Source organism: Aquirufa aurantiipilula (genome assembly GCF_019923745.1).
Taxonomy (GTDB): Bacteria; Bacteroidota; Bacteroidia; order Cytophagales; family Spirosomataceae; genus Aquirufa; species Aquirufa aurantiipilula.
In genome coordinates, this window is sequence record NZ_JAANOG010000017.1 from 1 (window position 1) to 26,253 (window position 26,253).

Genomic DNA, 26,253 nt, shown 5'->3' on the forward strand with positions numbered 1-26,253 from the left:
GCGTTCATCCTGAGCCAGGATCAAACTCTCCATTGTAAATAATCTTTGGATGTTTGACTTTGCTCTTACTATTAAAATAAGAATTGTCATTATCCTTGTCTTGAATGCTATTTCTTCTCTTCATAACTATTTTAACTAGTTATGAACTTTTTCCTTTTATCAACACGTCAAAGAACTCTTTGTACTTCTCTCCTTAATTCCTTAAAAAATCTCAGGCAAAAAAAATTGAACTCTTATCAAGTTCGCTCTTTTTTATTCCTTCTCTTTTTTAAGCCCTAAGGCCTCTGTACTTCGAACGACTGCCGTTGTAGTCGCTAAATCGGAGTGCAAAGATGTAGGTTTATTTTCCTTATTCCAAATCATTACTCAAAAAAAATTTAGATTTATTACTAATTCGCTGAATATCAAGTGGAAAAAATCTGGAATAATTTTCCACCATTCAAAAATTAAAAAGGATTTAACAAAATAGTCCTACCTTTGTCATCGCAAGACTGAGCCAATTCAGGCCTTGTAGAAGGATTAAAATGAAAGACTACCACATCATATACGAGGACAATCACCTACTAATTGTCAATAAAAGGGCAGGAATATTGGTTCAAGGAGATAGTACTGGCGACCGTACATTAACCGATGTATTGAAAGATTACATCAAGGAAAAATACCAAAAACCAGGTGCTGTTTTCTTACATCCTGTACATCGTTTGGACCGCCCCGTAAGTGGTTTGGTGGTATTTGCTCGTACTTCTAAAGCTTTGGAACGTATGATGGAACTATTTCGCAAAAGAGAAATCCAAAAAACCTATTGGGCAGTTACCCGCAGAAAACCGGATCCTATTAAAGGAAAGTTAACGCATTGGCTTTTGAAAAATGAAGCCAAAAATACCACTACGGCCTATGATTACCCGGAAGACAAAGCGCTAAAAGCCGAATTAAACTATAAATTACTAGGAAAAATTAATTTACATTATTTGATTGAAGTAGAACCAATCACTGGTAGACCTCATCAAATTCGCGTACAATTGGCCACTTTGGGATGTCCCATCCGAGGAGATATCAAATATGGTTATGACCGCCCGAACCCAGATGCGAGTATCAACTTACATGCACGTAGATTATACTTTGTTCATCCCATCAAAAAGACTCCTATTATTTGCAAAGCAGCGGTGCCCAACAATCCTTTCTGGGAAGAATTCCTAGAACTAGATCCGGAAGAAGTAAAAGAAAAGAATTTAGATCACTTATACGAATAGCCTAGATCAGCTCTTCTAAAGTTGTTTTTTCCAAAACTGATAAATTGGCATCACGCCATTTAGCCAAAACGGAACGCAACTTACAGGTTTCCTCATTGGCACAGTCGTCACACTTTCCATAAAAATGCAAGGAAACACAAAGTGCTGGCGCAATAGGCCCGTCTACAATTCGAATAATTTTGGCAAAAGTCACTTGACTAGGAGGAATACGTAAATAATATCCACCCCCTTTGCCTTTTTGACTTTGTAAAATTCCATGATTTCTTAATTCCAATAGAATGGCTTCTAAAAACTTTTTAGGAATATTCTCTGATTCTGCAATGTGAGAAATCAACAACGGGCCTTTTTCATAAGCCTGAGCTAACACTTTCAAGGCCTTCAAAGCATACTTTGCCTTCTTAGAAATCATTTGTAATTGGGATTAAATAGGATCTGACCAAAGCTAAACATTTTATCAAGATTTGCCAAATTCTGCAATTGTGATAAAAATCAGCTTAAATAAAAAAGGCCAACCTTGCGGTTGGCCTTCTATAAAATCAATTATTAAAAACGGAAGTGTGAGAACGCTTTGTTCGCTTCCGCCATACGGTGTGTATCATCCTTCTTCTTCACAGCAGCTCCCTCACCTTTTGATGCAGCAATGATTTCGTTCGCTAAGCGATCCATCATTGTTTTGTCACCTCTTTTTCTTGCATATCCAATTAACCACTTCATTCCTAACGCAACTTTACGTTCAGCTCGCACTTCCGTTGGAACCTGGAAGTTAGCTCCACCTACACGGCGACTCTTCACTTCTACAGATGGCATTACATTGTTTAATGCTTTTTTCCAAGTTTCTAATCCATTCTCTTTAGTACGCTCTTCTACTTTGTCCAAAGCATCGTAAAAAATAGTGAATGCCACTGATTTTTTACCGTCATACATCAAGTTGTTTACAAACTTAGTTACTAATACATCCCTAAATTTAGGGTCTGGCAATAAATAGCGCTTTTTTGGTTTCGCCTTTCTCATGGTGTTAATGTTTAATGTCGACCCAACCTTCTGCCTTCACCGAGGCATACTGGATCTTTGTGTTAAAAAATGTTACTTCTTCTTAGCTGGAGCTGCTGCTTGACCTGGTTTTGGACGCTTAGCACCATACTTAGAACGAGATTGTAAACGACCAGATACACCGGCTGTGTCCAATGCTCCACGAATGATGTGATAACGCACACCCGGTAAGTCTTTTACACGACCACCACGAATCAATACGATCGAGTGCTCTTGCAAATTGTGACCTTCACCTGGAATGTAGGCATTCACCTCTTTCTGGTTAGTTAAACGAACACGAGCTACCTTACGCATAGCTGAGTTTGGTTTCTTTGGAGTAGTTGTGTACACACGTGTACAAACTCCTCTTCTTTGTGGACAAGAATCCAAAGCAGGTGACTTAGATTTCCAAGTCATTTGCTCACGGCCTTTGCGCACTAATTGCTGAATAGTTGGCATTTTAAATAATTACCGTTTAAATTTTAAATCTTTTTTATCCCCTTAAATTGCTTAAACTCATTTGGATAGAGTAATGCCATAGTAACGGGGGTGCAAAGTTAGCAATTAGAAATAGAATTCAAAACATCATTTTGGAATTTTATTTCAAAAATCCTTCGATTCCCAATTCTAGTCCTCTAAGTTCCGCTAATCCTCTCAAGCGACCTATAGCAGTGTAGCCAGGATTGGTCTTTTTGCCTATTTGCAAATCATCCAACATTTTATGTCCATGATCGGGCCTAAATGGCATTCTAACGTCTTTTCGTCCTTGCTCAATTCGATTTTTTTGTTCCAAAACCAAGGCTTTCATCACTCCAAACATATCCACATCCCCGTCCAAATGGTCTGCTTCATAGAAGTTACCAAATTCATCCCGACGAGTTGCTCGCAAATGAATAAAATTGATGCGATCTCCTAATCGCTCTACCATACCTACCAAATCATTATCCTCACGAACTCCATAACTACCTGTACAGAAGCACAAACCATTATTCGGACTTTCATAAGCAGCTAATAATTGCTTAGCATCTGATTCTGTACTAACCACACGCGGCAAACCCAAAATAGGATAAGGTGGATCATCAGGGTGAATGGATAAATTCACTCCTGCTTCTTCAGCCACTGGTGTAATCTCCCGAATGAATTCATACAAGTGCTCTCTTAACTCTGTCTCCCCTACATGCTCATACGTATCAAGAGCCTGCTGAAATGAAACTAAGGTGAAACTTTCTTCACTCCCAGGTAATCCAGCTATGACGTTACGAATCAACTTCTCTCTTTGGGCTGGACTAGACTGATCAAACCAAGTCTTTGCTCGTTGGATTTGTTCCGAACTATAGTGGTTTTCCGCACCTGGCCTTTTCAGTAAATACAATTCAAATGCCGCAAATTCAGCTGAATCAAATCGTAAAGCTCTGGATCCATCAGGTAATTCAAAATCCAAATCAGTTCTGGTCCAATCTAAAATTGGCATGAAATTATAGCAAACAGTATCCAAGCCCGCTTTGGCCAAGTTGCGAATTGACTGCTTATAATTTTCAATATATTTCTTAAAATCGCCCGAACGTGTTTTTATCGCTTCGTGAACAGGAATACTTTCAATCACGGACCACGTTAGACCTGCTGCTTCTATTATTTGCTTGCGCTCCAAAATATCATCCAATTCCCAAACGACTCCATTGGGAACTTGATGCAAGGCATTCACAATGCCCGTAGCACCTGCTTGTCGGACATCCGATAAGCTTACCGGATCATTGGGTCCGAACCATCGCCATGTTTGTTCTAATGCCATAGTAATTCTGTGTATTAATCTTTTGAAATATTATCTTATTCGTTTTCCTGGTAACAACAAAAATTTAGGAATTATCCCATCCATTCCCTATTCAAATGCTTTTTGCCCCTTAGACCGTTTAGATTTGTCAACTTTTGAAAAGTTGACAAATCTTTAAGAATAAGAGCACAAAATTAGCCTTTCCTACTCAAAATTTGATGAAAACATTGATAATTTTGACCAAGTTATTGGACAAAAAAAACCTTGCCTGGATACCAAGCAAGGTTTTTGTAATCAAGCATTTATATACTTTCTTTAATATCTATCGCTTTCAAAGGCCGCAAAATTAAATCCTTTTTATTCAGGAACAAAACAACTCTTAATTTTGATGTGATGGCCTTAATAAATCATTCACCGTTTTTACCGGATTAAAGGTATCCAATGGAACCTCCACAAATATGGTATTCCAATAAGCCATTGCCCCATTCCACAAGCCAGGTAATTCTTGCGCTTTTAGTTTCTTCCCGTCTTTTGTTTTTTCAGTAATAAAACCGGTGCTCATATCACGGTATTGTAGTAAATCAAATGACTTCCCATGGATATCCTTGGTCGCACATACTAGATCCACAGGATTAAAGTGCGTGGAACCTGTGAAAATAGCTTTTTGTGATTCATTGGACATATCCACCTGAGCAGATTCCACCAATTGCAAGGTGCTGTTACCTTCCTGATCCCGACACCAAAATGGACCTCCACCTGGCTCTCCTGTATTTTTAACTACCCCACAGATGCGCGTAGGTCGATTAAAAATCTTTTGGAATAAGGCTAGCTTTTCTGCTTGGGTATGTTCATCCCAAGCTTTACCTGGTTGAATTCCTAAATAGGTTGAGGCAAAATCTTGAATTTCTTGCAAAATAGTTGTGCTGACCTCACCTTCTAGCACCTTGGCATAAGCTTTAATTTTATCTAATATCTCTACCAATAACCCTCCCAGCGCTTTTTTATAGACAATAGTGCTATCTTTCAACTTGTCTGGAACTACATTGTCAATGTTTTTAATAAAGATCAAATCTGCATCCAAATCATTTAAATTTTCTAATAATGCCCCATGGCCCGCTGGACGAAACAGCATCGAACCATCTGCTTCTCTGAATATATTATTTTCCATATCGACCGCCACAGTATCCGTACTAGGCTTTTGTTCTGAAAAACTAATATGAAATTTCACTTGATATCTTTTTTCCAATTTGGGAACTACTTGATTCACCAATGCATCAAAACGACTGCGGTGCTCCGGTGAAACTGTAAAATGCAAATATGCATCTTTCCCATCTGAAGCATATTCTACAGCTTCCACCAAATGTTCCTCCAAAGGCGTTCTTACCCCATCCTCATAATAATGAAATGACAATAGACCCTTGGGCAATGATCCATAATCTAAACCTTTACTCAATAATAAATTTTCTAAAATCTCCTGCTCAGTTGACCACTCTGGCAACAATTTCTTTAATTCAGGAGCAAAAGCAAATTCACTTAGTCGATCAAAAAATGCCGAAGATTCCTTATTCGGTTTGGCTTCAGACAAATGCTCAAACAAGGACTTAAACATACGGGTAGCTGCTCCTGAAGCAGGAACCATTTTCAAAATGGACAAGGTCTTTTTGGCATCCTCAAATCGCTTGACATACCGATCCACGTCAGCATCCGACAAATGAATAATTCCATTCCCAATGCTTGCCGCACGATCCAACTTCATCCAAGGAAAGCCTTGCTTAAAATAATCAATTTGTTGATTTACTTCTTGCTCACTGATACCTCGTTTGCCTAATTGTAATTTGTCCTTTTCTGTCAACATACGTACATATTTATTCCTAAATTTAATTGGAATCGTCTAAAATTTCACCATCTAGTCCGTATTTATTCTATTCATGTCTCAAATTTTCTCCAACTTATGCATGAACTCTATGCCCATTTTTTTGGTAGCTTTGAATAACCAATGCAGGATATCCACGCCATTCTGAAAAAATACTGGAATTACGACTCTTTTCGTCCACTTCAAGAAGAGATTGTACTTTCCATATTAGATAAAAAAGACACTCTGGCTTTATTGCCTACGGGTGGAGGAAAATCCATTTGCTTTCAAGTTCCTGCCATGGCCATGGAAGGCATTTGCCTCGTTATTTCTCCTTTGATTGCATTAATGCAAGATCAAGTCAATCAGTTAAAACAACGAAGCATCGCAGCCGAAGCCCTCTTTTCAGGCATGCATCTCAGACAAATTGATATTCTTCTCGACAATTGTATTTATGGTAATATCAAATTCCTATACGTTTCACCCGAAAGACTAAAAACAGAATTGTTTCTAGAAAGAGCTAAGCAAATGAACATTTCGCTCATTGCTGTGGATGAAGCCCATTGTATATCCCAATGGGGCTATGATTTCCGTCCTTCCTATTTGGAAATTTTACCTTTCAAAAATTTATTCCCCAATACCCCCTGCATCGCCTTAACAGCTAGTGCAAATCCTGAAGTTAAAGCAGACATCATACAAAAGCTAGATTTCAAAAAACCACAAATTTTTCAAAAAAGCTTTAGTCGAGCTAATCTTTCCTATTCCGTTCTCTGGGAGGAAAATAAAGAGAAAAAGTTGGTTCAAATGCTTCAACGCGTACCAGGATCTTCTATCATTTATGTTCGAAATAGGAAAAAGACCCAACAAATCAGCGATCTAATTCAACACAATGGAATCTCCTCTACATTTTATCATGCTGGCTTAGACCCAAAAGAGAGAAGCGCTCGACAAAAAGAATGGATTGAGGGTAGAATTCAAACAATAGTAGCTACCAATGCCTTTGGTATGGGTATCGACAAAGCAGATGTACGCCTAGTTGTCCACTTGGATTTACCCGATTCTTTAGAGGCTTATTACCAAGAGGCTGGTCGGGCTGGTCGGGATGAAAAAAAAGCCTATGCCGCTATTTTGGTTGAAGAAAAAGATATCGTTGAGCTAAACACTCAATGGACTAAATCCTATCCAGAAGCGGAGGTGCTTAAAAAAGTATACCAAGCTATTAGTAATTATTTGCAAATACCTGAGGGTAGCGGGGAACTCATGCACTATGACTTTGAATGGGCTGACCTAGCAAAGCGTTTTAACCTCCCTCCATCAGAAACTTTTTTCGCCATTAAGACACTGGAAAACGAGGGTTTATTTTTGTTAAATGATGCCTACCAAAACCCTTCCAAAATCAAATTCAATGTTTCTGCCACTGAATTATACGACTTTCAAATTCGAAATGAAAAATTTGAGTCATTCATCAAATGTCTTCTTAGAATGTTTGGTGGAAATTTATACCAACAATTTATCCCAATTTCTGAAGTAGCTATATCTCAACAATTTAAAGCTCCTGTGGCCGAAGTAGAACGAAGCTTAGCCTTATTAGAAAAATTTGAAATATTGGAGTACGATAAACAAAATGGCTTACCAAAATTAACACTTCTCTGTCCTAGAGCCTCCGCCTCCCAATTACCAATTGACTGGACCTCTTACCATAAAAGAAAAGAAAGAAGCCTACATAAAATCAAAGCTGTTGAACATTATGTTCGAGACAAAAAAATATGTCGAACTAGGTTACTAGTGGCCTATTTTGGTGAGAATTTGGACAAAAAATGTGGTATTTGTGATACTTGCATCGAACAAAAAAAGGCCTCCACGGGGAAGGCCTATCCTGAAAGTCATGAAAGTGAGCGCAAACTAATTTTACATTACCTCCAACATGGTTCTTTAAGCTTACAAAATCTGGTAGATTGCCTTCGCCCTCTTTCCAAAGACGAAGCCATCCGAATCATTCAATATGCATTGGAAATGGGTGAAATCACCTATACCGATACTGATGAATTAGGTTTAGCCTCATCTTGAAGCACAAAATGTACCGGATTCTTAACTTGCTCATGCAATAAGGCTAAGGCCAATACTTCCATGGCATTTTCTACATAATGAAAAGTAAGATCCGTAATATACCTAGGTTCAATCTCTTCAATATCTTTTTTATTCTTATGACACAGAATAATCTCCTTGATGCCTGCGCGCTTGGCAGCTAGGATTTTTTCCTTAATACCTCCTACAGGAAGCACCTTTCCACGTAAAGTTATTTCTCCCGTCATAGCCAAATTTGGTTTTACCCTCCTTTGCGTCAAAGCGGAAGCTATAGCTGTCAACATGGTAATTCCCGCCGAAGGGCCATCCTTAGGTACCGCACCTGCTGGAACGTGAATATGCAAATTATACTGATCAAAAATTCGGTAATCAATGTCTAATAAATCGGCATGAGCTTTCAAAAAACTTAAAGCAGCCATGGCTGATTCCTTCATAACATCTCCCAATTGACCTGATAAAGTCAGCTGACCTTTTCCCCGATTCAATAAGGTTTCAATGAATAAAATATCTCCTCCCACAGGCGTCCAAGCTAATCCTGTCACAACTCCAGCATATTCATTACTCTCATAAGAATCATTCTCAAAATTTTCCTGACCTAGTAAACGAACCACATCAGCAGCTTGTAATTTATGAGGATATTCTTCTCCAATAGCAATAGATTTAGTGATTTTACGCACTACTTTTCCAAGCTCTTGTTCTAATTTTCTAACACCGGATTCTCGTGTATAACCCTCTACCACTTTCTGAATTGCGGCATCGGTCATGCTAAAGTCTGCCTTTTCCAAACCATGTTCTTTCTTTTGTTTCGGCAACAAATGCTTCTTCGCAATTTGTACCTTTTCTTCCATGGTATAACCACTCACCTCGATGATCTCCATACGATCACGCAAGGCTGGGTGAATTGTATCCAAATTATTGGCCGTAGCAATGAACATCACTCGAGATAAATCAAACTCCACCTCTAAGTAATTGTCCATGAAACTATTGTTTTGCTCAGGATCCAAAACTTCCAATAATGCCGATGAAGGATCTCCTCGGTGATCTGAACCTACTTTATCTATTTCATCTAAAATGAATACCGGATTTGAAGATCCCGACTTCTTAATGTTTTGAATCACCTTTCCTGGCATTGCTCCAATGTAGGTTTTTCTATGTCCACGAATTTCCGCCTCATCCCGTAAACCTCCCAATGCCATTCGGACATACTTGCGACCCAATGCCTTAGCTACGCTTTTTCCTAATGACGTTTTTCCAACTCCTGGAGGGCCATATAAGCACAAAATAGGCGCTTTCATGTCTCCCTTCATTTTCAAAACAGCTAAGTATTCAATAATTCTCTCCTTGACTTTTTCCAATCCAAAGTGATCCGCATCCAAAATCTTTTTAGCCTTTATCAAGTCAAAATGATCTTTGGTATATTCTGACCATGGCAAATCAACCAATAATTCCACAAAATTCATCAACATCGGATATTCTCCCGACATGGAATTGGTCCTTTGTAGTTTCGATAATTCTTTCAAGAAAAAATCATTGACTTCTTTTGACCATTTTTTCTTGGCACCCTTAGCACGCAAACCATCCAATTCTTGCTCCGGACTCTCTACTCCCAACTCCTCCTGCAAAACTTTGATTTGCTGGCGAATGTAATAATCTCTTTGTTGCTGATCGATATCACTACTCGCTTTACTTTGTATCTCCCGCTTCAATTCCAAATGCTGAATTTCCTTCATCATGTACTCCAATAGATGCGTAGCTTGCTCTATCCCATCTAAGGTTTCCAGTAATTCCTGCTTGTCTTTTAATTCCGCATTGATATTAGATGAAAGAAAATGGACCAAAAAAGCAGAAGAATCAATATTATCTAAAGCGATCTGTGCCTCTCTAGGTATCTCAGGATTCAGATTCAATATTTTGAGTGCTGATTCCTTTAAAGTAGAGACTAAAGCCTTATTTTCCTTGTTCAATTTCTTAGGAAAATTATCCTCCAAATAATTGACTTTCGCAATTAAGTTTGGGTCCGTTTTAATGAATTCCCTTACCTCAAAACGTTTGCGCCCTTGTACAATAATGGTGGTGTTTCCACCAGGCAATACAAACATCTTAACAATATGCGCTACCGTACCCACTTTATATAAATCATCGGGTTGAGGCTCTTCTTTCGAATTGTTAGCTTGTACTAATACCCCAATGGTACGATCTCCTTTATAGGCTTTTTTGACTAATCGTACTGATTTCTGGCGACTTACCGTAATTGGAATCACCATACCTGGGAATAAAACGATATTACGAATTGGCAGAATAGGAAGCTCATCTGACAAAACACTCATTTTGTCATTATTTTCCAAGCCCTCCGCTCCAATCGGAATCAACTCTATATTTTCGAAATCGGATATATCCGATAGGCTCAAATGCTTAAAAAGGTCATTGGGATTATTCATACACACATTTATTTAATCTTACCCTCCAATCTTGAAAGACGTATGGAGTTTAAACAAATTTCATGCCACAAGACAAGTTGGCAGAAAATTTACCAAACTATCTGATGGAGAACTTGATTTTTTTGAAATAAAAACGATTTCTTTTTTTCTCCTCTAGCGCAATGTAGCAAATTTGTTTGATCAGGGAATTGTTCCACTAATAGGTCATTCATGACAAATACTCCTGCTAAATCTTGATCCGATGGAATTTCCAAGTAGACCCATATCACATCTGGATTCGGTTCCCAGCCAATCCAGCGATAGGGAGTTTGTAATTGCTTATTTACTTGAAAACCAAAATGCTTGCGAATGTACGATTCCAGTAGCTCATCCAGGTTAGTAGCTTTTTCAAAGCTCACTTTTTTTCCATGAAAGCTACTTAATCCCTGTTCTAAATCATCCTGAAACAAACGAATGGCTATCTCCCAGGATTTTTCTTTTTCATTGTAGACACATTCCGTTACACTCGTGTGAAAAGGATGCCGCTCCATTCTTCCTACACTTTCAACAGATATCAACAGAAAAAAAAGAAAGAAAAAAAGCTGTCTTTTCAATGTTTAAAAGAAGGACTTAAAAATATCATTACCAAAAGTATAGGCCATTAAAGCGAGCAACAAAATCATTCCGATCTGCTGAGCGCGTTCCATCACTTTATCTGATGCAGGTTTTCCAGTAATCATCTCATACAATAAGAATATCGCATGTCCACCATCCAAAGCCGGAATTGGTAATACATTAAAGAAGGCCAAGGCCATAGATAACAAACCTGTTAACATCCAGAATCTTGTCCAATCCCAAACACCACCAAACATTTGCGCAATGCCAATTGGGCCGCTTAATGCTTTCGATGCCGATACATCACCTGTTGCAATTTTCTTAAATCCACGAACATTATCCGTAATGACTGAAAAAGCGCGCTTGGATCCAATTCCTACCGATTGACCAAAACTGTAATCCTCATGCGACATTTTCATTAAAATATCCGCTTGAAAACCAATTTGTCCTGATTTAGCTACCACCATATCCAAAGTGTCAGCCTTACCCTCACGAAGTATAGCTAATCGAATAGGTTTACCCGCTTCCTTATTCAATACTTCGCGAATCTCATGGTAAAAATTAATCGGTGTTTGATTGACAGCCGTAATGTAATCTCCTGCTTTTAAGCCTGCAGATAAAGCTGGCAACATCTCTTCAGACTCTTTACCCAACCATTTATCCAACAAACTCGGAGGATTAGGAGCCGTTACATCCAACACTTTAAATTTCGTCATAGGTTCGATAAAAGCCGACTTTTTATCACTCAATTGAGCAATAAAATTGGCTGGAATTTGAATATTTACTTCTTTACCATCACGTAAAACGGTGTAATATGAATTATCTCCTAATAACACATCCGATGAACGCAAATCCGATAATTGCTTGTAATCGGCTCCATTCACCTTGATAATTTTATCTCCCGTTTTTAAACCAATATGCTTGCCTAAATCCAAAGCAACAATGCCGTTTTTATTTAATTCCTCTTTAGAAATGTAATTATTACCATTGGAATAGGTCAACGAAATGAAAATAACCACACCGGTGATGACATTCACAATTACTCCTCCCAACATAACAATCAAACGCTGCCAGGCCGGTTTAGCTCTAAATTCCCATGGTTCAGGGTCTTTAGCCAAGGTGGCAGCATCTTGAGTTTCATCAATCATCCCTGCAATCGACACATATCCTCCTAAAGGAAACCAGCCTAAACCATATTCAGTATCACCTACTTTTTTCTTGAATAAAGCAAAGTTTAATAAAGAGGGAATCGGGAAAAGAAAATCAAAAAATAAATAAAATTTCTCAACACGCATTTTAAACCATTTCGCGGTAATGAAATGACCAAACTCGTGCAATGTTACTAATATGGACAATCCTAAAATCAATTGCCCCGCCATAATCAAACCTTCCATAATCTTGCTTTAATTGCTATTTACTATTGTTTACCACCCATTGGGTAGCTAATTCTCTACTTAATTGATCACTTTGAACATAGTCTTCTAATGTCGGATTTGCCAAAAAAGTTCCACGTTCCATGGTTTCAGAAATCAAATCAGACATTTCTAAGAAGCCGATTTTATCAGCTAAAAATGCAGCCACGGCTATTTCATTGGCGGCATTCAAGATACAAGGCATATTTCCTCCTTTATCTAAAGCTTCAAATGCTAATCCCAAATTCCTAAAAGTAGCCATATCAGGCTCTTCAAATGTCAAATTGGGATAAGCGGCAAAATTGAACCTAGGAAAATCCACTTCCAAACGATTGGGATAAGCCAGTGCAAACTGTATAGGTAATTTCATATCGGGTAAACCCAATTGCGCTTTGATTGACCCATCTTGAAACTGCACTAAAGAGTGAACAATAGATTGTGGATGAACCACTACATCAATCTGACTTGCCTTTACTTGAAATAACCAAGCTGCTTCAATGACCTCCAAACCCTTATTCATCAAACTGGCTGAATCAATGGTTATCTTGGCTCCCATGGTCCAGTTGGGATGCTTTAATGCTTGCTCCCTGGTCACTTTAGCTAATTGCTCCCGCTTCCAAGACCTGAATGGCCCACCTGAAGCTGTTAATATCACTTTTTCAATGGGATTATGAGATTCTCCCATCAAACATTGAAAAATCGCAGAATGTTCTGAATCAACAGGTAAAATAGGGACGCCCATCTTGGCGGCAAGTGGCATGATTAATGCACCAGCCACAACTAAAGTTTCCTTATTAGCTAATGCTATCGGTTTTTTTGCTTCAATAGCACGAACTGTAGGTAACAAACCTGCATAACCCACCAATGCGGTTAATACCACATCTACCTCCTCCAAACAAACCACATATTCTAAACTTTTGGCACCTGCATGTACCTCTATCGGTAATTGTGCCAATGCCTCCTTAACATGAGCATATTGACTTTCGTCTCCAATCACTACATGACTGGGTAAAAACTCCAATGCTTGTTGAATCAATAAATTGGCATTCGACTGAGCAGTCAGAACAGCTACCTTAAACTGTTTTGGATGCAAAGAAATCACTTCCAGGGTTTGAGTCCCGATGGAACCAGTGGAACCTAAAATGGCAATATGTTTTTGATTTACTACCAAAGCATGGCTTTTACTTGTTCAACAAACGTCAACCATACCTTCGGATACAACAAAGTCACAAAAACTAAACCGTATAGTCCACCATATAAATGAGCAGAATGATTTACATAATCTCTTCCTCGACGATCCATAGCTATGGAGTACCAAGTAAACAATCCAGCATAGATAAATCCAGGAATTCCGAGAACCCCGAAAAGATAAATTTTCTCTGTTGGGAAAAACAATATACCCGCAAAAATTACTGCAGAAACGGCTCCTGATGCACCCAAAGAGTTAAAATAAGGATTTTTGCCTTGCTTAAAAAAGGTCGGTAAATCAGCTGCAACAATGGCTGTTACATAAAAAATCACAAAAATGAGTTGACCCGATTCAGGAAATAAAATCGAGAATATGTTTTCTAATTGTAAGCCAAAGAAAAAGAAGGAAAACAAATTGAAAAATAAATGCGTAAAATCAGCATGTATGAATCCTGAAGTTATAAATCGCCAATATTCTTTCCTACGGTTAATTTTATAAGGATTCATTGTCATCTTGTCCATGAGTGCAGGCTTCTGCCAACACAGCAATGACACCAAGACGGTAATGATAATGATTACAAAACTGATAGAATCCCCCATAAAACAAAAAGCTTCGTGATGAAGCTATATAATTGCCACAAAACTACATTAAACTTCCCGATGAATCAACCCCGCCATAAAAGCTAGTAATGTATTTTTCTTTTCTTGCGGCAAAGGCAATTCTTCCATTTCTAAATATGCCTTATCAAAATACGATTGAATCTGTAAACCAACCTCCTCTTTCAAGCCCAATTGGGTATAAATTTCAGTGACTGCTTTTACTTTCTCCGCAGCATCAAACTGTTTTTGATTGATCCAATAGGTTAACTGATTCCGAATTTCCCCTTGAGATAATTCCAAAGCACGGATCAATAAATAAGTCTTTTTATTCGCTAAAATATCACCCCCCACTTGTTTCCCAAATTTTTCTGGGTCACCATAAACATCCAATAAATCGTCTTTCAATTGAAATCCCAAGCCTACAAGCTCTCCGATTTGATATAATTGTTGAGCTATATCGGGAGTAGCTTGGGCAAGTAAACCTCCCATCTCCATGGAAAATCCCAAAAGAACCGATGTCTTCAATCGAATCATTTCTATGTACTCGGCTATTTGTACATCTTTCCTTTCTTCAAAATTCATATCCAACTGCTGTCCTTCACAAACTTCCGCAGCAGTGCGGCTAAATCGTTTTAAGAGATATTGGAATTGGGCTAGATTTAATCCTTCAATTTGATTTAAAAACTGGTAGGCTTCCACCAACATGACATCCCCTGAAAGTATGGCAATGTTATCATTCCACTTTTCATGCACTGTTTGCATCCCCCTTCTCAAGGGAGCTTTGTCCATGATATCATCGTGCATTAAGGTGAAATTGTGAAAAACTTCGATAGATAAGGCTGGCTTTACCTGCATTTCCCAATCATTTCGAAATAATGAATAGGCCATTAAACACATCACGGGACGTATGCGCTTCCCTCCCAAGGCCATTAAATATTGAATAGGCTCATACAATTCTACAGGCTGTTTCCCCTGCTCCATGAGTGCTATTTCACTATCTAGAGCTAGCAAAAATTCTTTTGTCATAATTTATCGATCTACTTCCCCCATGACTAAATCCAATGACCCAATAATCGCCACTAAATCAGCCAAATAGGTTCCTTTGGCTAAGGTGGGTAATACCGACAAATGGTGAAATGAACAAGCCCTAACTTTCATTCGACTTGGAATATCAGATTTACCATCTGCTCGAATAAAAAAGCCTAATTCACCCTTTGGATTTTCTGCTCGGACATACACATCCATAGCAGCTGGTCTAATTTTTTTAGGAACCATGGACTGGGGCTGAAAGTCTTTGGTTCTTTTACAATCACCAACTAATTTCTCCAAACATTGTTCAACAATGCGAATAGATTCTTCACATTCTCGGATTCGAACATGGTTTCTATCCCAACAATCTCCCACTTGTCCCATGGCACCTTGACCAATAGGAATATCAAAATCTAATTCTGGATAAACGGAATAAGCATCTACGCGACGAAGGTCAAAAGGTAAGCCTGATCCGCGCAATACTGGGCCAGTACATCCATAGTTGATGGCGGTTGACAAAGGTAAAACGCCAATATTTGCTGTCCTTTTTATGAAAATACTATTCTCTTCAACCAAATTTTTAACTTCTTGAATGGTCCCCCTTAAAACAGGAATCAATTCTTTCACACGTTCTTCAAAACCTACGGGCAAATCATAAAATAACCCCCCAATCCACACATAATTATACAGCATTCTGGCACCCGATAACCACTCCAATAATCGTTGAATATGTTCTCGATCTCGCATCAACCACAAAAAAGGGGTGTACGCTCCAATATCCAATCCATAAGTTCCAACCGCTACAAAATGCGAAGCAATACGATTCAACTCAGCCACCAAAACACGGATATATTCAATCCTTGGAGGTAATTTACCTTCCAAATCCAACATCTTTTCTACCGCCATCACATAGGCATGTTCCGAGTTCATGGACGCCATATAATCCAAACGGTCTACGTAGGGTATAATTTGGTTATAGGGCAATGCTTCGGCGTGCTTTTCAAAACAACGGTGCAAATAACCTAAATGAGGAACCACATCAACAACCAATTCTCCATCAGAAATTAATTCCAAACGAAGTACTCCGTGAGTAGATGGATGCTGCGGCCCCAAGGAAATGATCATTTCCTCCGATTTCAAATTTTCAAGCGAATACCGATTAGGGTCGGATAAGGCAAAATTCTCGGCTTGGTACTGATATTGAAGGGGCTTCATAAAACAAAAATGGGAAAAAAGGACAGTAAATAAAAGCCCAATAGAGGGATTTAAGGACGAATGGCGAATATGTTTAAAATTTTACGACATATTTTAATTAAAGACTTTGCGAAAAAAAATATTTCTTCTACCTTTGCAGTCCGTTTCAAATGAGGCGAAAAAAGATTTTAATACTATGGCAAAGAAAGGAAATCGCATTCAAGTAATTCTAGAATGCACTGAGCACAAAGAATCTGGTTTACCAGGAATGTCGCGTTATATCACGACTAAGAATCGTAAAAACACGACTGCTCGTATCGAATTGAAAAAATACAATCCGGTATTGAAGAAAGTTACACTTCACAAGGAGATCAAATAGTTTTAATACTTAAGAAATATGGCTAAGAAAGTAGTTGCAACGTTAAAGAAAGAAGGAGGCGTAAAATACGCTAAAATCATTAAAGCGGTTAAAAATCCAACCACAGGAGCTTATACCTTCAAAGAAGAAATCATTCTTCAAGATGAGGTAAACGCTGCATTGAAAAACTAATTTTTCAAGCGGGGCACCTTTTTTTCGCTTAGATATTAAAGTCCCTTCGTGAGGGACTTTTTTTATTTTTGTTACATTCGTTTATATTTTCATTCAAAGCCATGGGATTATTCGATTTTTTTAAAAAGAAACCAGCACCACAAGAACAAGAGGAGCTGGAGGCCTTGGAGAAAGGACTAGAAAAAACCAAAGAAGGATTTCTTTCCAAAATGGGAAGAGCCGTTCTAGGCAAGTCCAAAGTGGACGAAGATGTATTGGATGAATTAGAAGAAATTCTATTGAGTTCCGATGTCGGAGTACCAACTACTTTAAAAATCATTGACCGAATTGAACGCCGAGTAGAGCGTGATAAATTTGTGTCCACCGAAGAACTTGATCAAGTTTTACGAGAAGAAATTGCCGCTTTATTAGAGGAAAACCAGTCGGCCGACTTACAACATGCTTTTGCTGAACCTAAACAAAAGCCTTACGTCATCATGGTGGTAGGGGTTAATGGAGTAGGTAAAACCACCACCATTGGAAAACTTGCCTCTCAATTCCATCAAAATGGATTAAAGGTAGTTCTTGGTGCAGCGGATACCTTCCGTGCTGCAGCAGTAGACCAATTAAAATTATGGGGAGAACGTGTTGGTATTCCAGTCATTGATCATGGAATGAATACAGACCCTGCTTCTGTAGCCTATGATGCAGTTAAACAAGGTGTAGAAATGAATGCCGACATTGTTATCATTGATACTGCGGGTAGATTGCATACCAAAGTTAATTTGATGACCGAATTAACAAAGATCAAACGGGTCGTTCAGAAATTCATCCCCGATGCTCCACATGAAGTACTATTGGTATTGGATGGTTCTACAGGACAAAATGCCTTTATTCAGGCACAAGAATTCACCAAGGCTACTGAAGTTACGGCGCTAGCTATTACAAAATTAGATGGCACCGCTAAGGGCGGTGTGGTCATTGGTATTTCTGACCAATTTAAAATCCCCGTTAAATACATTGGTGTCGGCGAAAAAATTTCTGATTTACAGGTATTCAATCGTAGCACATTTGTTGAATCTCTCTTTGCAAAAAAATAGAGAGTCGAAGTAATGCTTCGACTTATTTGCTGTTTTGGCCCGCATCACATTCAGTCGAAGCTGTGCTTCGACTTTTTTGCTGTTTGGCTCACGTCACATTTAGTCGAAGCAATGCTTCGACTTTTTTGCTGTTTGGCCCGCATCACATTTAGTCGAAGCAATGCTTCGACTTTATTTTTGCTGTTTAGCCCAAGTATCTTTCAAGGTCACCGTGCGATTGAATACCAAATGTCCGTCTTTCGTATCTTTATCTAAACAAAAATACCCTTTACGCATAAATTGAACGGCTTTTTCAACTTGTGCTTCACGTAAGGCTGGTTCCACAAAAACTTTTTCCAATACTTGAAATGATTCTGGGTTGATGAATTTCATGAAATCATCCCCTAATTCTGAAGCATCTTCTACAATCAATAAGCGATCAAATAAGCGTACTTCAGCTACTTCAGCATGAGGAATAGAAACCCAGTGAATCGTACCTTTAACATGAATTCCGGAAGTGTCTTGACCTGATTTACTTTCAGGAATATAAGTGGCATGAATTTCTTTTACAGAACCATCTTCGTTTACTTCAAAACTCTCACATTGAATAATGTAAGCCCCTTTTAGACGAACACTCAAACCCGGTCCAAGTCGGAAGAATTTCTTAGGAGGATCCACCATAAAATCTTCTCTTTCAATATACAATTCACGAGAGAACGGAACAGATCTTTTTCCTGTGCTTTCATCTTCGGGATTGTTTTCAATCCATAAATCTTCCGTTTGACCTTCAGGATAATTCGTAATAACTAATTTCACAGGATCCAATACCGCCATATAACGATTGGCTGATTTATTCAAATCTTCTCGGATACAGAATTCCAACAAGCTGATATCAATTAAATTATCTCTTTTAGCAACTCCAATTCTTTCACAGAAATTCTGAATAGATGCTGGGGTAAAACCTCTTCTTCGCAAGCCTGAAATGGTAGGCATGCGAGGATCATCCCAACCGTGAACAATTTTCTCATTCACCAATTGCAAAAGTTTACGCTTGCTCATCACAGTATGTGATAAATTTAAACGAGCAAATTCATATTGATGTGTTGGGAAAATCTCCAATTTCTCAATAAACCAATCATACAAGGGGCGATGTACATCAAACTCCAAAGTACAAATGGAATGGGTGATTCCTTCCATGGAATCGGATTGGCCATGGGCAAAATCATACATCGGATAAATACACCAAGCGTTACCTGTACGGTGATGCTCCACATGACGAATACGGTACATAAGGGGATCGCGCATGTGCATGTTCGGATGTGCCATATCTATTTTGGCACGTAACACTTTAGCTCCATCGGGGAACTCACCGGCACGCATTCTTTGAAATAAATCAATATTGTCCTCGACTGAGCGGTTGCGAAAAGGACTTGACACACCAGGAGTGGTAGGTGTTCCTTTTTGGGCCGCAATTTCCTCAGCGGTAGAATCATCCACATAGGCCAATGATTTTTCAATCAACTGAACGGCATATTGGTATAATGTTTCAAAATAATCAGATGTATATAATTCATTGGCCCAACTAAATCCCAACCATGCCACATCCTTCTTAATGGATTCTACATATTCAGTCTCTTCGGTAATAGGATTGGTGTCGTCAAAACGCAAATTAGTCTTGCCTCCAAATTCTTTGGCTAAACCGAAGTTTAGGCAAATGGATTTGGCATGTCCAATATGGAGGTATCCATTAGGTTCAGGAGGAAATCGAGTGAAAATTCCTTGAGGGTATTTTCCAGCTGCTAAATCGGCCTGTACGATTTCTTCTAAAAAATTAAGGGATTTTGGTTTTAATTCTTCCATTCAATATACGTTCTTGACAATTCTGTCGTTTTTAGGGTCGAAAATGTTTAATTCAATTTCAAAAATACGCAATATTTAAGCTATGCGAACAGAAAGCGGATAGAATATTCTGCTTTTCAAATTTAATTGCTGTTTTATATGCCATTTAATAAATTTCTTGCCCTACATAAGATATTTTTAATTAATTTAGTGCCTAATTCAATAGGTAGCTTTATTGTTTAATTAATCTACTCAAACTCGTTCTTAACATGATGAACAAATTCTTCAAATTCAATTTATCAGCCATTTTAGTTTCCTTGATGGCATTTTCTGTCTCCGCTCAAGTAATCAATGGAAAGTTTGGCACATCTAGCGCATTAGTTCCTAATGGAGAATCAAAAGCACTTGTTGCTTCAGGCTGCCCTGCCGGCAGTTTTTATGATTGGTCTTCTTACACTAACGGAGGAAAGTCCAACTACGATGATCAATCCTCATCTTGGGACTTAGCATATGCTGGAGCAGGAGATGGTTCGCCAGTAACAGCTTATGCATTAACATTAGATGAAAAAAATGGAGGCAATATTCCTCCATATGTCTATGAACTAAGATGTAAACTTCCTGGAGGTGGAGCTCCCATTGGTTATTCTGATAGAGTCTCTCAAATCTATATTACACCAATTAATCTACCTGTATATGAACCAAATCCATCAGTTTCTGAAAGAACATGTGCAGATTTAGACAATCCTAATCTAGGTGGATTAGTCTTAAAAGCCTCAGGATGCTCAGAAGGAACCCAATGGTTGAAACCCGATGGAACCCTATGGACATCCTCAAATGATGCCCTGCGTGTAGAGGGTACAGAATATCTTTCAGGAGCATATAATGTACGTTGTTTAGTCAAATATGTAAGCACATCAAACTTTTTTTCAAGTGGCACCACAACAGAAATTCAACAATACAGCCAATACAAAAGAATTGATGTGGCCAAAGCATATACTCCTCCTAAATTATTTGTATCTAGTGTAAAAGCGCTATTACCTGATAACTCCACTAAAGAGGTTTGTAAAGGATCCCTAGTAGATTTAACTACCAATGTACCTGATTTCAACCGTTACAGTAACTTTTTTGAATTCCGTTGGTATGCATACGATGAGTACGTTCCGGGAAAAAATATTTTAGGCGCGCAACGTTTTGGAGCAACGGTAAATGGTAATGTGTTAACTGCCATTGCTGAAAAGAAATCAGTTATCTATTATGTAGATTTAAAAGACATACAAGGTCTTTGTGGAACAAAAGAATCCAATCAAGTACGTATTACTTACGTAGATCTTCCTAAGCCAGGTCCTATCACAGGAAATTTAGGATATTGCATAGAAGGTACTACAACGTTGAAAGTTGATTCGGCTTCTTTAGTACGTAATGAGGGTTTTTTAATTTCAACTGGCGTACCAACAAAACCCTCTAAGTTCCGCTGGTATGTAGATGGTGTTGAAACTCCTTCATTAGGAAATACATCTAGTATTATATTCAAACAAAATGCAAAAGTAAAAGTTGATTATTTGTCAAACTCTTACTTATCTTGTCCATCACCAATTTCGGATGAAGTAACAATCAAAAACTACGATAAACCAGTTACTCCTACCATCACTGCTTTAAAACCAGCGAATGGTTCATTGGTAACGGCATCTACAGTAGGTTTCTGCGAAGGAACGCCAATTGCTGGTCAACTTCAAGCTTCTTCTTTACCAAATGGTGAAGCTACTAAATGGGAGTGGAGCAATGCATTAACCACTAGCTTGATTGATTACAACAAAGTAGGATCCTTTACTGTTAAAACCATCAATTCCAATGGATGTTATTCTGATGCATCGGCAGCAGTTGAAGTAAAAGTATTAGCACTTCCAGTAGCACCAACCATTACAGCAGGTGGTGCAACTACTTTCTGTGCTAGAAAAGATGATGATTACAGTGCATTCAATGCGGTAACTTTAACTGCTTCTACTTCAAACAGCATTGTTAACTGGTATGGAAATGCCAATACGTCTTTATCAACGCTAAAAGTATTTGAAGGAATCAAAACTTCTGATACTTATTATACAAGAGCAACTGATATCTACGGATGTATCTCTCCTGCTTCTAACAAAATCAAAGTAAGTGTTCAACAAAATCCTGTTGCCACAGATGCTAGAATCGTTAAAGAAGGTGTGTATACTTTGAAAGCTTTGAACTTCCCTGCTACCGTAACTGGTGGTACAGCTAGTGATTATGAGTGGAAATTCGGAACTACAGCTCTTCCTTCGAAAAGCTACATCACTAAGGTAAAAACGAATGGTGATTACAGTGTTAGAAGAAAGTATTTGTATGCTATCGATGGTTTCCCATTGACTTGCTACACAGACTTCACTAAATATGCTTATACATTAGATCCTGAGTTTAACGGAGTAGCTATATTCCCTAACCCAGTAACTAAGCCAGATGTAGATGGTGTGAACATCCAAATCTTAGATGATTGGACTAACGCAACCGTTACATTGTATGACATGGTTGGTCGTCCAGTTTACTCAGGCAAAATTCCAGCTCTAAATGCGGCTAACCCTGAGCCTACTAACATCCTTAAATTGCCAGGATTAGGAAACGGTATCTATATCGTAACTATCACTGCTGATAATAGCAAATCTTATACAGGTAAAATTATCGTTAGTAAATAAGATTTAAAACTTGATCAAAAGCCTCTCGTTCACTCGAGAGGCTTTTTTTATGCCATGAAAATTTCCAGCACTTTACTAGTCTTTTGCTTATTTTTCCAGCTTCCTTCTTTGGCACAATGGACAGCAATTCCTTTACAAACAAAGGCATCTTTCCGAGCAATACGTAGTTTAAAAAACGATATTTGGATTGGAGGAACCCAAGGAACCATCGTACATTCCCATGATGGCGGATTAACTTGGCAAGAAAGCCAAGTACCCGGTGCTGACAAATTGGACTTTAGGGATTTGGCTATCGTGAATCAACAAAAAATCTTGTTAATGAGCGCGGGACCGGCAGATAAAGGCGCTGCTAAATTATTCTTCAGTAAGGACCAAGGTTCAACTTGGCATTTACTATTTGATAAAAAAACAGGGCCTTACTTCTTTGATGCTATTGCTTGGAATCACAAAAAACAAGAAGGCATAATGTTGTCTGATCCTATGAATGGCCAATTTCCATTGTTTAGAATCAAGGCAAATGAAGAAAAAGTAGAAGAAATCATGCTTAGGTCCTTCCCTACTTTATTGACTAGAGAAGCAGCATTTGCTGCGAGTGGATCTTCATTACTTTGGATTCATGGTAAATTAAATTTAGTGACTGGTGGATCTGCTCAGGCTAGAATCTTGCAAAGCCAAGACAATACATTTACGAAGTTCCAAGTATTGCACAATAGTACTCCCGCTGACAGCAGCAGTGGTTTCTTCTCCATTGGGGCTAGAAACAAATCTAATTATTGGGTTGTCGGTGGAAATTACTTACGATTAAATGAAAACAACATTGGGATACTCGAGACGAGAGATGCTGGCTTAACTTGGGAAAAGCTGCATGATTACCCCAACTTCTATATGGAAAAAGTACTTTGGACTGGCAAATACTGGATTGTTGCAGGTCCATCGAAAAGTGCTGCATATCACCCTAAAACTAAAAAGTGGATCTCGCTTGGCGAAACCCACTTTCATAATGTGATATTGCACAAAAAACATATATTCGCCGTGGGATCAAAAGGCACTTTAGCCAAAATTTCCCTGGCGGAATTAGATCAATTATTTCTTTCTAAAAAATAAAGAAATAGGTGTTCCTTCTAATTTAAAAGCCTTCCGCATCTGATTCTCCAAATAACGCTCATAGCTTTCTTTAATGTACTGTGGTAAATTACAGAAAAAGATGAAAGTTGGATAAGGCGTTGAAACCTGAGTACAATACTTAATTTTGATGTATTTCCCTTTCCATGCTGGTGGCGGATAATTGTTGATTACTTCCAACATCACATCGTTCAGTTTTGAAGTAGCAATTTTCTGAGAACGATTCTCAAACACTTCCAACATTTTTTCAACTACTTGGAAGATACGTTTCTTTTCCATCACGGATGTGAATATCACTGGCATATAATTAATGGGTGCTAAACGCTCCTTAATTGCATTCTCCAGCTTGATGGCAGTATTGGTATCTTTAGCTACCAAATCCCATTTATTAACCATTAAAACGATCCCTTTCTTGGCCTTATCTGCCATACTAATGATGTTCATATCTTGGGCTTCTAAACCCGTATTGAAATCAATCGTAGTGGCATCAACTAAAATAATAGCTAGATCACATTCCTCCATCGCTTTGATCGAACGCAATACCGAATAATATTCAATATTATCGTCAATCTTGGCTTTTCTACGAATACCGGCAGTATCTGTAATAATGAAATCCTTTCCATACAAGGTGTAACGATTTTGAATGGCATCACGCGTTGTACCAGCTAGGTCCGTCACAATAGAGCGTTCACGACCAAGCAATGCATTCAGGAATGAAGATTTTCCGACATTGGGTCTACCTAAAATAGCCACACGTGGAACTCCAGCCTCCGGATTTTCAATTCCCTCTTCTTTAAAATGAGAAACCATGAGATCCAACATATCCCCAGTACCACTACCACTTTCAGCAGCAATAGCATATGGGTCACCTAGACCTAATTCATAAAATTCAGCCGCTACAAATGCCTTATCATGTGTATCTGCTTTATTGGCCACAATGATTACTGGCTTTTTTGATTTACGCAATACCTTAGCAAAGTCCTTATCTAAATCTGTCAACCCCACTTGGCAATCAACAACAAATAAAAGAACATCAGCCTCTTCCATGGCCATTTCAACCTGCTCACGAATGGCTCCTTCAAACATATCATCCGAACCATGAACATAACCACCTGTGTCAATTACGGTAAAAAACTTTCCCGTCCACTGACCATAGCCATAATGGCGGTCCCGAGTAACCCCAGATACGTTGTCCATGATGGCCTTTTTTTGTTCAATCAATCGATTAAACAAGGTCGACTTTCCTACATTGGGACGCCCAACAATTGCTACTATATTTGACATGTTATTAAAATTAATCGAGCGAATACCCGAATGAACGCAATTTATCAGCCTTTGCACGCCAATCTGGCTCCACTTTGATAAATTGCTCTAAAAATACTTTTTTACCAAAAAATTTCTCCAAATCTTGGCGGGCTTCTATCCCCACTTTTTTGATACTTTCTCCCTTATGCCCAATTAAGATGGCTCGCTGTGAGACGCGTTCTACATAAATTTCAGTGGCGATTCGTAAAATAGTAGGCTCATCCTTGAATGATGTGACTACTACTTCACAAGAATAAGGAATCTCCTTCTTGTAATTCATGAATATTTTTTCTCGAATAATCTCCGAGGCAAAAAACTTTTCTGGTTTGTCTGTTAATTCTTCCGGGTCAAAAAAGGGAGGATGAACAGGTAATTTGGCAACTATATGTTCAAAGATTTGATCTAAATGCACCGATTCCAAGGCAGAAATTGGCAAAATAGGCTTATCTGGAAAAATTTGTCGCCAGTAATCCAACCGTTCCTGAAGCTTTTCAGTTCCGACTAAATCAATTTTATTTAATAACACTAAAATTGGAGTATCGGTATGATCCTTCCAATTCGTTAAAAATTCTAAATCCTCATATTCATCAAACACATCCGTTACATACAATACAACGTCCGCATCCTCCAATGAACTTTTCACAAATTGCATCATGGATTTATGCAATTCATACTTGGGCATTAAAACGCCAGGTGTATCAGAATAAACAATTTGATAGGGTGTTCCTTCAAATTCTCCATTCAACATACCCAATATTCGATGTCTCGTGGTTTGGGCCTTGGAACTTACAATCGACAAACGCTCCCCTACTAATGCATTCATCAGCGTACTTTTACCGACGTTCGGTTTACCTATGATACTAATAAATCCTGATTTGTGAGGAGATGCCATATGAAAAAACATGCCCTGTTAGTAGGGAATGAATATTAAAATACAAAGATACTTGTTTTTCTCGACAAAACCCTGCATCTTTGCACTCCGATATATCGCGGGGTGGAGCAGTTGGTAGCTCGTTGGGCTCATAACCCAAAGGTCGTCAGTTCGAGTCTGGCCCCCGCTACATTAAAAAGGCAAATCGTTCTGATTTGTCTTTTTTTATGCATGTGTCTCGTCCTGAAATAAGTTGACACCTAATCGACTTATTATGAAAAAAGATCCACGTACTTATCAGAAGCGCAGTCAGCGTGATTATAGTTTAGCTTTTAAGTTGCAGGTTGTGCAGCAAGTAGAA

General features: G+C 38.5%; 22 protein-coding genes and 1 tRNA gene. 8 read left to right on the top strand and 15 right to left on the bottom strand.

Annotated elements, in window-relative coordinates; all coding sequences use genetic code 11:
* Positions 1-518: 518 nt before the first annotated feature.
* Entirely contained in the window at positions 519-1,250 is a 732-nt protein-coding gene (locus tag G9H60_RS12750; RefSeq protein ID WP_223144456.1) for an RluA family pseudouridine synthase, read from the top strand.
* Between the two features lies 1 nt (position 1,251).
* Here the strand turns inward: G9H60_RS12750 and G9H60_RS12755 are convergent, their stop codons facing one another.
* The 5 genes from G9H60_RS12755 to G9H60_RS12775 all read right to left on the bottom strand — a co-directional run bounded on the left by G9H60_RS12755 (position 1,252) and on the right by G9H60_RS12775 (position 5,902).
* Positions 1,252-1,659 carry an RrF2 family transcriptional regulator gene (locus tag G9H60_RS12755; protein WP_109324128.1) on the bottom strand — a complete coding sequence of 136 codons (408 nt, stop codon included), beginning with the start codon at positions 1,657-1,659 and terminating at the stop codon, positions 1,252-1,254.
* Positions 1,660-1,793: 134 nt separating this feature from the next.
* Positions 1,794-2,261, bottom strand: coding sequence for a 30S ribosomal protein S7 (gene rpsG, locus G9H60_RS12760; RefSeq protein ID WP_109324129.1), 468 nt, complete (start codon positions 2,259-2,261; stop codon positions 1,794-1,796).
* Between the two features lie 72 nt (positions 2,262-2,333).
* Positions 2,334-2,738 carry a 30S ribosomal protein S12 gene (rpsL, locus tag G9H60_RS12765; RefSeq protein ID WP_109324130.1) on the bottom strand — a complete coding sequence of 135 codons (405 nt, stop codon included), beginning with the start codon at positions 2,736-2,738 and terminating at the stop codon, positions 2,334-2,336.
* 139 nt (positions 2,739-2,877) lie between these two features.
* Entirely contained in the window at positions 2,878-4,068 is a 1,191-nt protein-coding gene (gene uxuA / locus G9H60_RS12770; RefSeq protein ID WP_223144441.1) for a mannonate dehydratase, read from the bottom strand.
* Between the two features lie 358 nt (positions 4,069-4,426).
* Positions 4,427-5,902, bottom strand: coding sequence for a DUF4301 family protein (locus tag G9H60_RS12775; protein ID WP_223144442.1), 1,476 nt, complete (start codon positions 5,900-5,902; stop codon positions 4,427-4,429).
* Between the two features lie 141 nt (positions 5,903-6,043).
* Here G9H60_RS12775 and G9H60_RS12780 point away from each other — a divergent pair, with 141 nt between their 5' ends.
* On the top strand, positions 6,044-7,966 hold the full coding sequence (locus tag G9H60_RS12780; protein ID WP_223144443.1) for a RecQ family ATP-dependent DNA helicase: 1,923 nt from the start codon (positions 6,044-6,046) through the stop codon (positions 7,964-7,966).
* Here the strand turns inward: G9H60_RS12780 and lon are convergent.
* The 7 genes from lon to G9H60_RS12815 form a co-directional block, all read right to left on the bottom strand.
* Positions 7,927-10,422: an endopeptidase La gene (lon, locus tag G9H60_RS12785; RefSeq protein ID WP_223144444.1), complete on the bottom strand. Its 2,496-nt coding sequence runs from the start codon at positions 10,420-10,422 to the stop codon at positions 7,927-7,929. The two genes, G9H60_RS12780 and lon, sit on opposite strands and share 40 nt — an antisense overlap.
* 89 nt (positions 10,423-10,511) lie before the next feature.
* Positions 10,512-10,952: a DUF6702 family protein gene (locus G9H60_RS12790; RefSeq protein ID WP_223144445.1), complete on the bottom strand. Its 441-nt coding sequence runs from the start codon at positions 10,950-10,952 to the stop codon at positions 10,512-10,514.
* 66 nt (positions 10,953-11,018) lie between these two features.
* Positions 11,019-12,410 carry an RIP metalloprotease RseP gene (gene rseP, locus G9H60_RS12795; RefSeq protein ID WP_223144446.1) on the bottom strand — a complete coding sequence of 464 codons (1,392 nt, stop codon included), beginning with the start codon at positions 12,408-12,410 and terminating at the stop codon, positions 11,019-11,021.
* A 16-nt stretch (positions 12,411-12,426) separates the two neighbouring features.
* On the bottom strand, positions 12,427-13,599 hold the full coding sequence (locus G9H60_RS12800) for a 1-deoxy-D-xylulose-5-phosphate reductoisomerase (protein ID WP_223144447.1): 1,173 nt from the start codon (positions 13,597-13,599) through the stop codon (positions 12,427-12,429).
* Positions 13,593-14,138: a rhomboid family intramembrane serine protease gene (locus G9H60_RS12805; protein ID WP_262900044.1), complete on the bottom strand. Its 546-nt coding sequence runs from the start codon at positions 14,136-14,138 to the stop codon at positions 13,593-13,595. The genes G9H60_RS12800 and G9H60_RS12805 overlap by 7 nt, the downstream gene beginning before the upstream one ends.
* A 126-nt stretch (positions 14,139-14,264) precedes the next feature.
* Positions 14,265-15,242, bottom strand: coding sequence for a polyprenyl synthetase family protein (locus G9H60_RS12810; protein WP_223144449.1), 978 nt, complete (start codon positions 15,240-15,242; stop codon positions 14,265-14,267).
* Between the two features lie 3 nt (positions 15,243-15,245).
* The gene (locus tag G9H60_RS12815) at positions 15,246-16,460 is read right to left on the bottom strand and encodes an NADH-quinone oxidoreductase subunit D (protein ID WP_223144450.1); all 1,215 of its coding nucleotides are present in this window, start codon (positions 16,458-16,460) and stop codon (positions 15,246-15,248) included.
* 175 nt (positions 16,461-16,635) lie between these two features.
* On the opposite strand from G9H60_RS12815, the gene rpmG reads away from it, so the two are divergent.
* The 3 genes from rpmG (at position 16,636) to ftsY (ending at position 18,068) form a co-directional block, all read left to right on the top strand.
* Complete coding sequence (gene rpmG / locus G9H60_RS12820; RefSeq protein ID WP_109325429.1) at positions 16,636-16,818, top strand: 50S ribosomal protein L33; 183 nt, start codon at positions 16,636-16,638, stop codon at positions 16,816-16,818.
* Between the two features lie 18 nt (positions 16,819-16,836).
* On the top strand, positions 16,837-16,989 hold the full coding sequence (locus tag G9H60_RS12825; protein WP_109324168.1) for a DUF4295 domain-containing protein: 153 nt from the start codon (positions 16,837-16,839) through the stop codon (positions 16,987-16,989).
* A 101-nt stretch (positions 16,990-17,090) separates the two neighbouring features.
* Positions 17,091-18,068: a signal recognition particle-docking protein FtsY gene (gene ftsY, locus G9H60_RS12830; RefSeq protein ID WP_109324169.1), complete on the top strand. Its 978-nt coding sequence runs from the start codon at positions 17,091-17,093 to the stop codon at positions 18,066-18,068.
* A 171-nt stretch (positions 18,069-18,239) separates the two neighbouring features.
* Here the strand turns inward: ftsY and G9H60_RS12835 are convergent, their stop codons facing one another.
* A complete protein-coding gene (locus G9H60_RS12835; RefSeq protein WP_223144451.1) occupies positions 18,240-19,907 on the bottom strand; it encodes a glutamine--tRNA ligase/YqeY domain fusion protein in 1,668 nt (555 codons plus the stop codon).
* Positions 19,908-20,155: 248 nt separating this feature from the next.
* Here G9H60_RS12835 and G9H60_RS12840 point away from each other — a divergent pair, with 248 nt between their 5' ends.
* Both G9H60_RS12840 and G9H60_RS12845 read left to right on the top strand, forming a co-directional pair.
* Positions 20,156-22,594, top strand: coding sequence for a T9SS type A sorting domain-containing protein (locus G9H60_RS12840; protein ID WP_223144452.1), 2,439 nt, complete (start codon positions 20,156-20,158; stop codon positions 22,592-22,594).
* 54 nt (positions 22,595-22,648) lie between these two features.
* On the top strand, positions 22,649-23,698 hold the full coding sequence (locus G9H60_RS12845) for a WD40/YVTN/BNR-like repeat-containing protein (RefSeq protein WP_223144453.1): 1,050 nt from the start codon (positions 22,649-22,651) through the stop codon (positions 23,696-23,698).
* On the opposite strand, the gene der is transcribed toward G9H60_RS12845, so the two are convergent.
* Together der and era are read right to left on the bottom strand one after the other, a co-directional pair.
* Entirely contained in the window at positions 23,678-25,000 is a 1,323-nt protein-coding gene (gene der, locus G9H60_RS12850) for a ribosome biogenesis GTPase Der (RefSeq protein WP_223144454.1), read from the bottom strand. The genes G9H60_RS12845 and der overlap by 21 nt on opposite strands.
* A gap of 10 nt (positions 25,001-25,010) precedes the next feature.
* Positions 25,011-25,913 (bottom strand): GTPase Era, encoded by a 903-nt coding sequence (era, locus tag G9H60_RS12855; protein ID WP_262900045.1) that lies wholly within the window; start codon positions 25,911-25,913, stop codon positions 25,011-25,013.
* A 96-nt stretch (positions 25,914-26,009) separates the two neighbouring features.
* Between era and G9H60_RS12860 the strand changes: the two genes are divergently transcribed.
* A tRNA-Met gene (locus G9H60_RS12860) sits at positions 26,010-26,082 on the top strand.
* Positions 26,083-26,253 lie beyond the last annotated feature (171 nt).

What these genes read in the sequence shown, in the direction of transcription:
- lon (WP_223144444.1), bottom strand. Translation starts at nt 10,422, where the DNA reads ATGAATAATCCCAATGACCTTTTTAAGCATTTGAGCCTATCGGATATA.
- rseP (WP_223144446.1), bottom strand. Translation starts at nt 12,410, where the DNA reads ATGGAAGGTTTGATTATGGCGGGGCAATTGATTTTAGGATTGTCCATA.
- rpmG (WP_109325429.1), top strand. Translation starts at nt 16,636, where the DNA reads ATGGCAAAGAAAGGAAATCGCATTCAAGTAATTCTAGAATGCACTGAG.
- G9H60_RS12775 (WP_223144442.1), bottom strand. Translation starts at nt 5,902, where the DNA reads ATGTTGACAGAAAAGGACAAATTACAATTAGGCAAACGAGGTATCAGT.
- G9H60_RS12845 (WP_223144453.1), top strand. Translation starts at nt 22,649, where the DNA reads ATGAAAATTTCCAGCACTTTACTAGTCTTTTGCTTATTTTTCCAGCTT.
- G9H60_RS12835 (WP_223144451.1), bottom strand. Translation starts at nt 19,907, where the DNA reads ATGGAAGAATTAAAACCAAAATCCCTTAATTTTTTAGAAGAAATCGTA.
- rpsL (WP_109324130.1), bottom strand. Translation starts at nt 2,738, where the DNA reads ATGCCAACTATTCAGCAATTAGTGCGCAAAGGCCGTGAGCAAATGACT.
- G9H60_RS12840 (WP_223144452.1), top strand. Translation starts at nt 20,156, where the DNA reads ATGATGAACAAATTCTTCAAATTCAATTTATCAGCCATTTTAGTTTCC.
- uxuA (WP_223144441.1), bottom strand. Translation starts at nt 4,068, where the DNA reads ATGGCATTAGAACAAACATGGCGATGGTTCGGACCCAATGATCCGGTA.
- G9H60_RS12810 (WP_223144449.1), bottom strand. Translation starts at nt 15,242, where the DNA reads ATGACAAAAGAATTTTTGCTAGCTCTAGATAGTGAAATAGCACTCATG.
- G9H60_RS12790 (WP_223144445.1), bottom strand. Translation starts at nt 10,952, where the DNA reads ATGGAGCGGCATCCTTTTCACACGAGTGTAACGGAATGTGTCTACAAT.
- G9H60_RS12815 (WP_223144450.1), bottom strand. Translation starts at nt 16,460, where the DNA reads ATGAAGCCCCTTCAATATCAGTACCAAGCCGAGAATTTTGCCTTATCC.
- rpsG (WP_109324129.1), bottom strand. Translation starts at nt 2,261, where the DNA reads ATGAGAAAGGCGAAACCAAAAAAGCGCTATTTATTGCCAGACCCTAAA.
- era (WP_262900045.1), bottom strand. Translation starts at nt 25,913, where the DNA reads ATGGCATCTCCTCACAAATCAGGATTTATTAGTATCATAGGTAAACCG.
- G9H60_RS12755 (WP_109324128.1), bottom strand. Translation starts at nt 1,659, where the DNA reads ATGATTTCTAAGAAGGCAAAGTATGCTTTGAAGGCCTTGAAAGTGTTA.
- der (WP_223144454.1), bottom strand. Translation starts at nt 25,000, where the DNA reads ATGTCAAATATAGTAGCAATTGTTGGGCGTCCCAATGTAGGAAAGTCG.
- G9H60_RS12805 (WP_262900044.1), bottom strand. Translation starts at nt 14,138, where the DNA reads ATGGACAAGATGACAATGAATCCTTATAAAATTAACCGTAGGAAAGAA.
- G9H60_RS12780 (WP_223144443.1), top strand. Translation starts at nt 6,044, where the DNA reads ATGCAGGATATCCACGCCATTCTGAAAAAATACTGGAATTACGACTCT.
- ftsY (WP_109324169.1), top strand. Translation starts at nt 17,091, where the DNA reads ATGGGATTATTCGATTTTTTTAAAAAGAAACCAGCACCACAAGAACAA.
- G9H60_RS12825 (WP_109324168.1), top strand. Translation starts at nt 16,837, where the DNA reads ATGGCTAAGAAAGTAGTTGCAACGTTAAAGAAAGAAGGAGGCGTAAAA.